This is a genomic window from Microcoleus sp. S28C3, assembly GCF_036700785.1.
GTDB classification, from domain to species: Bacteria; Cyanobacteriota; Cyanobacteriia; order Cyanobacteriales; family Microcoleaceae; genus Microcoleus; species Microcoleus asticus.
Genome location: NZ_JAUBPO010000179.1, coordinates 1 through 8,877, shown reverse-complemented (window position 1 = coordinate 8,877; position 8,877 = coordinate 1). Strand labels below are relative to the sequence as shown.

General features: G+C 47.2%; 7 protein-coding genes. 6 read left to right on the top strand and 1 reads right to left on the bottom strand.

All coding sequences use genetic code 11. The features are described 5' to 3' along the window. Window positions 1-313: 313 nt before the first annotated feature. Together QUA13_RS30485 and QUA13_RS30480 are read left to right on the top strand one after the other, a co-directional pair. Entirely contained in the window at window positions 314-985 is a 672-nt protein-coding gene (locus QUA13_RS30485; RefSeq protein WP_333204581.1) for a hypothetical protein, read from the top strand. 41 nt (window positions 986-1,026) lie between these two features. Continuing rightward, window positions 1,027-1,914, top strand: coding sequence for an ABC transporter permease (locus QUA13_RS30480; RefSeq protein ID WP_333204579.1), 888 nt, complete (start codon window positions 1,027-1,029; stop codon window positions 1,912-1,914). Window positions 1,915-1,927: 13 nt separating this feature from the next. Here the strand turns inward: QUA13_RS30480 and QUA13_RS30475 are convergent, their stop codons facing one another. Further along, window positions 1,928-2,116, bottom strand: a complete 189-nt coding sequence (locus tag QUA13_RS30475; RefSeq protein WP_333204577.1) for a hypothetical protein — start codon at window positions 2,114-2,116, stop codon at window positions 1,928-1,930. A gap of 824 nt (window positions 2,117-2,940) precedes the next feature. Here QUA13_RS30475 and QUA13_RS30470 point away from each other — a divergent pair. The 4 genes from QUA13_RS30470 to QUA13_RS30455 all read left to right on the top strand — a co-directional run bounded on the left by QUA13_RS30470 (window position 2,941) and on the right by QUA13_RS30455 (window position 8,452). Next, entirely contained in the window at window positions 2,941-3,675 is a 735-nt protein-coding gene (locus tag QUA13_RS30470; RefSeq protein ID WP_333204575.1) for a class I SAM-dependent methyltransferase, read from the top strand. Between the two features lie 99 nt (window positions 3,676-3,774). After that, window positions 3,775-4,563, top strand: coding sequence for a molybdate ABC transporter substrate-binding protein (gene modA, locus QUA13_RS30465; protein ID WP_333204573.1), 789 nt, complete (start codon window positions 3,775-3,777; stop codon window positions 4,561-4,563). Between the two features lie 27 nt (window positions 4,564-4,590). After that, on the top strand, window positions 4,591-7,101 hold the full coding sequence (locus QUA13_RS30460; RefSeq protein ID WP_333204571.1) for an ATP-binding protein: 2,511 nt from the start codon (window positions 4,591-4,593) through the stop codon (window positions 7,099-7,101). A gap of 58 nt (window positions 7,102-7,159) precedes the next feature. Next, window positions 7,160-8,452 (top strand): response regulator, encoded by a 1,293-nt coding sequence (locus QUA13_RS30455; RefSeq protein ID WP_333204569.1) that lies wholly within the window; start codon window positions 7,160-7,162, stop codon window positions 8,450-8,452. Window positions 8,453-8,877 lie beyond the last annotated feature (425 nt).

Below are 8,877 nucleotides of genomic sequence, written 5' to 3'. Positions count from 1 at the left end.
TTTGGGGAAGTTAGAAAATAGCATTTTAGTTGATTATTAATAATTTATAAGTCTACAATTATACATTGCTCTGCCAATTTTAGCAATCTTTTCCTATCATTCAACACTTCTGCATAAAGCCCATACAGGATGCACTAATTGGGTTAGTTTATGAGGATGATTCACTTGTCACAGATGTGGAGTCGCATCGTCGCTCGCTTAGTGACACGTTTGACGTTGCTTTATGTCCGTCATTGTTGCTCCGTGGCATAATATCTGGCAGTGAGTGCGTTTACGTTAGAATAAATTCAGCAAAAGCATTAGAGAGTTATCTATGACCGCTAAATTAATACACGACAAATCAGTATCTAAAATTGCCGAAAAATACCGACAAGCAGGCTATACAGTATTGGTTTACCCTGAACCCGAAGACATCCCTTTCGATTTAGGAACATATCGTCCAAATTTGATTGTAAAAAAGAACGAAGCCGAAGGTTATATAATCGAATTCAACGGTTCTGGCAGGCAAATATCTATAGATAGGTTGAAAGAAATTGCTGAAATAGTTTCTGAAAATACAGGCTGGCGTTTCTTATTAATTACTGAAGAAGATGCTTTACTGAAAGACAACGCCAAGGAAGTAAATCTATTATCTTGGGAACAGATTTTTAGTAGAATAACACAAAGTGAACGTCTGATCTCATTAGAAGAAAATGAAGGCGCGTTTTTATCACTTTGGGGAATACTTGAAGCACTTTTGCGTAGACGAGCTGAGGAGGTTACTATTCCAATTGAAAGATTTCCCACTGTATCTCTCATCAAACATATGTATTCGCAAGGAGAACTTTCAATAGAAGAGTACGATCGAGCAATGCTACTTTTAAGCGTAAGAAACCGATTTATTCATGGATTTGAAGCGCCCGAAGTCAATGAGTCTGTATCTGAATTGCTCGCCCTTGTCAATGAATTAATCAGTTTATGGGCACCACAGCGATCTCAGTCCTGAAAGGTTTGGCAATAAGTCCTAATTTTTTTTGCCCGCAAAAAATGGAAAATCTAAAATTACATAAAAACTTAGTATTTCCACAAGCAGCTTTTCAACGATTTTGGCGATCGACTTCGGGGAAAATCGGCTTAATTTTGACTGTAGCGCTGACGATCTCGGCACTGTTGGCCCCCCTAATTTCTCCTTACGATCCGGCGGTCGATCGAGATTATTTGTTGCGATTAGTGGCTCCTAGCGCTAAACATTGGTTTGGAACCGACGGTTTGGGGCGAGATTTGTTGGTCCGCGTGTGGCACGGATTGGGGATCTCTTTACTTGTCAGCCTGGTTTCTGTGGGTGCGGGTTTAATTGTGGGAGCGCTTTTGGGGCTGGTGGCAGGGTATTTTCGGGGGTGGGCCGAGGTGGCTATCGGCACTTTGGCGGATATTTTGCTAGCTTTTCCTTCGATTTTACTGGCGATCGGCGTTGTTACCGTCACCGGGCCGAGCCTGCAAAGCGTAATTATCGCCGTCAGCGTCGTGCAAATTCCGATTTACATCCGTTTAACTCGCAGTATGGTGCTGTCTCTGCGGGAACAAGAATTTGTTTTGGCTGTCAAGGCCTTGGGCGCCAGCGACTTGCGGATTATTTTTCGCCACATTTTGCCGGGAAGTCTCGCGCCTCTAGTTGTACAAGCAACTCTTTCGACTGGTACGGCGACACTAGAAGCTGCCGGTTTGGGTTTTTTGGGTTTGGGCGCACAGCCACCCCTTCCTGAGTTGGGGACGATGCTTTCTGATGCTTTTAAGGGCGGATACGCTCTTTCGTCTCCTTGGACTATTTTGTTTCCAGGTTTGCTGATTACCTTGACTGTTCTGGGTTTCAACCTTTTGGGCGACGGCCTGCGAGACGTTTTAGACCCCAGATCCAATACTGCAGCAAGGAAATAGCAATATTCAGGAGTTACGCAGCGGGCACAGTATTTGAGCAATACTGTGCCTCCTCTAAAAATTGTTTGTGTATGCTCAAACTTTTGGCGGGAGTTGAAGCCATTTGAAAGCCGTAGCCTGGGCTGCCGGCTGAGGTGATACCCGCTATGACTCCCTGCATTAAGATGGGCCCGTATAGGCGGCAGTCGTGCCCGATCGCCATTGTTAATTATGCCAATGATTTATTGACTTTTTGCACCAGCCAACTCACAAAGGCTTGCCCCAAAATAGTCGCCATTTCCCCGGTGGGGTTAACCTGTTCGTCTGGAACGCCTTCAATGGCGATATTGCGAATGTCTGAACCATGTTGCAGCTTTTTTCAGTTATACTTTTGCATACTAATCAATAGTAACTTTTCAGCTAAGCATCAGTTTTCGACAAATTTTAACCGAAATTGTTACATTTGCTACTATCAACAAATAGGCAAGCTAGAACAGTGAGTTACAAAAGTTATTGAAAGCGATCGCAAAGCATGAATTATATCAAATCCGGTTAGATGTGAATGATATACAAGTGCGATCCTCCCGCTGGCTATCGAAAACAAGCCGGGAGTGTGACAGAGTGGAAGGATTTCTCTTCTTCCCTCTTCCCTTTTCGCTATTCCTTCGATATTATGAGATTATTTCAAGGAACAAATCCGTACTTTGACCATCGTGCCACGGCTATTCAAAGCGCACAGAAATCAGCTTTTTGGTAAAAGTCCACAGTTGATTTTTCAAACGCTAGTCTAGTTCTTTTGCCCGCTTTCGTTTTAATAAATCCTTGGTTTGTTACCTTCCACTGAAAAATTAGGCACGGTTACGCCATTGTGAATCTTCGGTGCAATCTAAAGATACTCATTCTGAATCGCGACTATTGCAGTCATATTCTGCGATTTGAACTTTAGTTTTAGCAGTTTTCCGCGTAAAAGGCGACAGTGGTTGTTGAGTTTCCATCGAATTGAATGGTTTTGCTCCTTTTCAACGAGTCATCGACCTTAGCATCATAATGAACACAGCACAAGACCACTATAACCAGCAACTTGCTGCCGTTTACAGTTGGATGTCAGGAAATCCTGAAGCAGCGATCGAACGAAATCACGCTCTTTTTTGTCAATGGGCGCTCGACTCCGCACCGCGAGGATTAGCCATTGATTTAGGTGCAGGCTCAGGATTTCAATCTATTCCTTTAGCAAAACTAGGCTTTTCGGTAGTAGCTATAGATTTCTGTGAAGCGCTTCTTTCAGAGTTGCGCGATCGCGCTAAACATCTTTCCATCCGTACCATTCACGACAATCTGCTTAATTTCTCGCAACACATTCAGGAACAGGCGCAGCTCATTGTTTGCATGGGCGACACGCTTACACACCTAGAATCATTGAGTGCTGTCGATTTATTACTTTTGGACATTGAGCGCTGGCTGATTGAGAATGGGATGTTGATTTTAACTTTCCGCGATTATGTTTCAGCAGAGCTTCATGGAACTGAGCGTTTTATTCCTGTACAAAGTGATGAATTTACAATCCTCACTTGTTTTTTGGAGTATCAGGAAAACAGCGTAGCAGTCCATGACTTACTGTATCAAAAACAGGGCGATCGGTGGTCATTCAGTGCCAGTTCTTACCAAAAACTGCGGCTTAATAAAAATTGGTTGTGCGATCGGCTATCTGAAATAGGTTTACAGGTACTTCAGAACGAGATGATTAATGGAATGGTTTGTATCGTTGCCAAGAAATTATATTAGAGACTTTATATTAGAGACAACTGAGAGTCGCTGTAGTGAATGTTCCGAAATTTACAGCCCCATCCAAGGCTTAGAAACTGAAATCTCACGAAACCTGATATGAAACTCCTCCGATGGCTGACATTGTGCTTCTTTTCCTTGACGCTCACCCTCTGGCTGGGCAGTTGCTCCTCCCCACCCCACATCCAGGCGGTGACGCTCAATTTGGCTGCGTCAGGCATGGTTCGGACTGCCGTGGAGGAAATCGATCGACTCTATCAGCAGGAACACCCCCATATCTGGTTGAATCCGACATTTGCCGGAACAGCCGTAATCCAGGCAGCCGTTGAGCAGGGAGAACCTTTAGATGGGGTTTTGTTATCCGATATTTCACCGCTGGATGCGTTGCAAGCCCAAGGGCTGATTCTGCCGGAAAGCCGTCGGGAGTTAGTGACCACCGACATTGTGGTGATTGCTGCGGCTGATTCTGCGGTGCAACTGAATGATTTGCACGAGTTAGCGAGCGATCGCCTCAAAACGGTGGCAATGGGCAACAAAGACCTGACGGTTGGCAAATATACCCACCCCATTCTGAGTCGGTTAGGCATCCTTCAGGCAGTGGAATCCAAGGCAGTCTGGGCAAAGGTGGATGTGCGGCAAATCTTGCGAGCCGTCGAGCAGGGAGAGGCAGAGGTGGGCATTACCTTTCTGCCGGAAGCCAAAGCTTTTTCCAAGGTCAAGGTATTAGCCACCGTATCGCCCGACCTCTATGAGCCAATTCGCTCCGGTGCCGCTTTGGTTAAAACCTCTCCCCATCCCCAGCAAATGCAGGCGTATCTGGACTTTTTAAGCAGCGATCGGGCAATGGCAGTCTTTCAAAAATTTGGACTCCGCCCTCTGCGGTCTTAGATCGACGAAACTAAGCACGAGACAGACATGATGAAACAACCCTCTAACTTTCTCAAAACCGTTGCCGGGAGCCTGGGAGCAGCCACTTTCCTGGCATTAGCAGTGAGTGGAATCGCATTTTGGAGCGCTAACCGCACCTTAGAAACTAACCGCCAGATCGCCCAACATCTAAAAGCGCTCAATAGTTTGGAAGCGTTGACCAGTGCATTTCAGGATGCTGAAAAGATCCAGCGGCAATACCTGCTCGCGCAAAACAAAAATGACTTCAGGAAATTTGCGCTTCGGACGATCGATGTCGATCAAGAATTGCGACAATTGCAAACCTTGCTAGAGAACGATCCCGGCCAACAGGCAGCTACCAAGCGCCTGGAAGAATTTATCCTGCGCCGCCTGGGGGAACTCCGGCAGGGCGTGGAACTCCGGGACACCAAAGGGCTGGCGGCGGCGATCGATCGCACCCCCCCACGGCTGCTCGACGAGATGACGCTGCTGACCCAGCCGATCGAAGCGATCGAAATCGTAGGGTGGCGGCAGAAACAGCAAGCTGCCACCCGCACAACCGTTGAGGCAATGATGGCATTTCTGGTGGGCATCGGCCTCAACCTAGGAATTATTCTGTGGACTTACCGCCTGATTTGCAGTGAAATCCTGAAGCGGAATCAAGCCGAAACCGACCTTCAGCAAAGTAACCAGACGTTTCAAAACCAGACTAGCCTGTTGCAACTAATCCTCAACAGCATGAGCGATGGCGTGCTCGTTCTCGATGAAAACGGTCGATTCCTGGTGTTTAACCCCGCTGCCGAGCAGATGTTTGGCAAAATACCCGACAGCCAGCCGGAAGAATGGTCGGAGCAGTATGGACTGTTTCTATCCGATGGGGTAACTCCGCTTCCAACAGAGCAAATTCCCTTAGTGCGGGCCCTTCGGGGTGAGCAGGTAGACAATATCGAAATCTTTACTCGTCATCCCCAGGCCCCAAAGGGCTTCTGGCTGACAGCTAGTAGCAGACCTCTGAGAGATGCCAGCGGTGCATTGAAAGGGGGAGTTGCTGTGTGCCGCGATATTAGCGATCGCAAGTCCGTAGAACTAGAGATATTGCGGGCAAAAGAAGCAGCCGAAGCCACCAACCGCACCAAGAGCGAGTTTCTTGCCAACATGAACCACGAACTCCGCACCCCCCTCAACGGCATCCTCGGCTATACCCAAATCCTCCAGCGCGACCCCGCCACCACCGCCAAACAGATGAAAGGATTGGGGGTGATTTATCAATGCGGTTCCCATTTACTCACCCTGATCAACGACATTCTGGATCTGTCCAAGCTGGAAGTGCAAAAGATGGAACTCTATCCCCAGGATTTCCATCTGGCTAACTTCCTCTCTTCTACTGTGGATATTTGCCGCGTCAAGGCAGTGCAAAAAGGTGTAGAGTTTCATTACCAGCCCGCCAGCAACCTGCCCACTGCCGTCCATGCTGACGACAAACGCCTGCGGCAAGTGTTGCTCAATCTGCTCAGCAATGCGGTCAAATTTACCGATTTTGGCACCGTCACGTTTCGGGTAGAAGCGGTGGAGTCAGAAGACTCAAACTCAGAACTCAAAACTCAAAACTCAAAACTTTCCAGAATTCGCTTCCAAATTAAAGACACTGGCATTGGCATTGCCCCTGAAAAACTATCCACGATTTTCTTACCCTTTGAGCAGGCAGGGAAACGCGATCGCAACATCGAAGGCACTGGACTAGGGCTTGCGATCGGTCAACAAATCATCCAGAAGATGGACAGCGAAATTCACGTCGAGAGTGTAATGGGCCAGGGCAGCAGTTTTTGGTTTGAGATCGAGTTGCTTCCAGCATCGGATTGGACAACACAAAATGCGATCGCCAACCACAAGGTTATTGGCTATCAGGGCGAACGACGCAAAATTCTGGTCATTGACGATCGCGAAGAAAACCGTCTGGTGGCAGTGAATATGTTGGAACCGCTGGGCTTTAAGCTGACGGAAGCTGATAATGGGCAGGCAGGTTTTGATACCACTATCCAGACGCGACCCGACTTGATTATTACCGATGTACATATGGCGATTATGGATGGCTTAGAAATGACCCGTCGCCTGCGACAACTGCCAGACTTTGCCCAAACTCCCATCATTGCCTCCCCTGCTACTCTGTCTCAGGTGGATGTACAGGAAAGTCTGGATGCAGGGTGCAATAGCTTCTTCCCCAAACCGATCGAGTTTACTGGGTTGCTTGCCGAATTGCAGCGATATCTAGAATTGCAGTGGATTTACGAAACCGAAACAGAGGCGACTCAACTCGCTGTCAGCAACGCCGATGAGGTTAGCATCATAATACCGCCTGCTGCAGAACTGGCAACCCTTTATGCTGCGGCTCAGGGTGGTTTTATGACCGATATCCAGCAGGAAGCCCATCGCTTGAAGAAATTAGCGCCGGAATATATTGCCTTTGCGAACAGAGTTCTAGAACTGAGTCAACAGTTTGATGAGGAAGGCATTCTGCATCTAATCGAGCCACGGGTTTAGCCACTTTATCGATCTACCATTGGCTATTCATCCCTTCAATATATTTAGGAGTTTGCTGATGTCAGTCTATTCTATATCTCAAGAAAACACGATCTTAGTCGTAGATGATACCCCAACCAATCTGCAAGTATTGTTTGATTTGTTGAGCGAACAGGGCTACCGGGTGGCGATCGCCAAAAATGGTGAAACTGCCCTCCAACGAGTGCAATTGTCTGAGCCCAATTTGATTTTGCTGGATGTGATGATGCCAGGGATCGATGGCTTTGAAACCTGTCAGCGGCTCAAAGCTAATCCCGCCACTCGCGATATTCCAGTTATTTTCATGACCGCCCTCTCCGACTCGGTGGATCAGGTCAAAGGGCTGAGCCTGGGTGCGGTGGACTACATCACCAAGCCGATTCAGCATGAAGAAGTCTTGGCACGGATTCGAGTGCACCTCCAACTGCGGAATGCCACCCGGATCATGGAACAGCGCACCAACGAACTCAACCAGGCTTTAGAAAGTTTCAAGCAAGCCCAAGTCCATCTAGTGCAAGGTGAAAAAATGTCTGCCCTAGCCCAATTGGTGGCGGGAGTGGCACACGAAATCAACAACCCGGTGAATTTCATTCAAGGCAACCTGAACTATGTCAAACAATACACTCAGGATCTGCTGGAGTTGGTGCAACTGTACCAGAAGCACTATCCCAATCCGGTAGCAGAAATCCGAGAGCGGGCAGAATACCTGGAGCTGGAATTTTTGCAAGAGGATTTGTGGAAGATGCTGGGTTCGATGAAAATGGGGAGCGATCGGATTGGCCAACTGGTGCTCTCACTGCGCAACTTCTCCCGCCTCGATGAAGCGGACTGCAAACCCGTTGATATCCATGCAGGTATCGACAGCACTCTGTTGATTTTGCAACACCGTCTGAAAGCCAGACCCGATTTTCCGGCGATCGAAGTCATCAAAAATTACGGGCAATTACCGGAGGTCGAATGCCACCCCAGTCAACTCAACCAGGTATTCATGAATATCCTCAGCAATGCGATCGATGCCTTGCAGACATCAGGTGTCAGGGATAACCAACAACCTACCATTACCATCAGCACCTCGATCGGTAGTGCTAACTCGATCGCGATTAGCATTGCCGATAATGGAGCCGGTATCCCGGAACTCATTCGCTCTAAACTATTCGATCCGTTCTTCACCACCAAACCCGTGGGCAAAGGCATTGGTTTGGGACTGTCGATCAGTCATCAAATCGTCACTGAAAAACACGGCGGCAAGATTGAGTGTGATTCCACTCTGGACAAGGGCACTGAGTTTATCGTAAAGATTCCGGTGCGGCAGGTCATGGCACAGGTTGCTTAAAAGAAGGGTTACGGTTGCCGCAACAATTATCAATCAATTTGAATACTTTTTCTATTAGAGAATACTAATTAGGATTTTATGGTAGTAGGACTTACTCACAAACTAATACTGTAGGGTGTGTATTACGCACCTTAACCCCTACCGGAACGCATTCAACTATTTTTTGCATAAGTCCTGGATTTATTAGCTGGCGCTACTGCGAAGCTAGTTCCATTAATATCGTTATTCCCATTTCAGCCACCGATAAATCATCATTTGCTGCATCACCGTAATTCGAGAGGATAGCTACTCCTATTTGCTCGCTTTTGTCAAAACTAATGAAGCTCGTATAGCCGCCACTACAACTGTTAAGCTGTTGTGCCTTTAAATAGGGTATAATAAAAAATGAGTTTAGTCAATCTCTACAAAAATGCCAGCTAAAAACC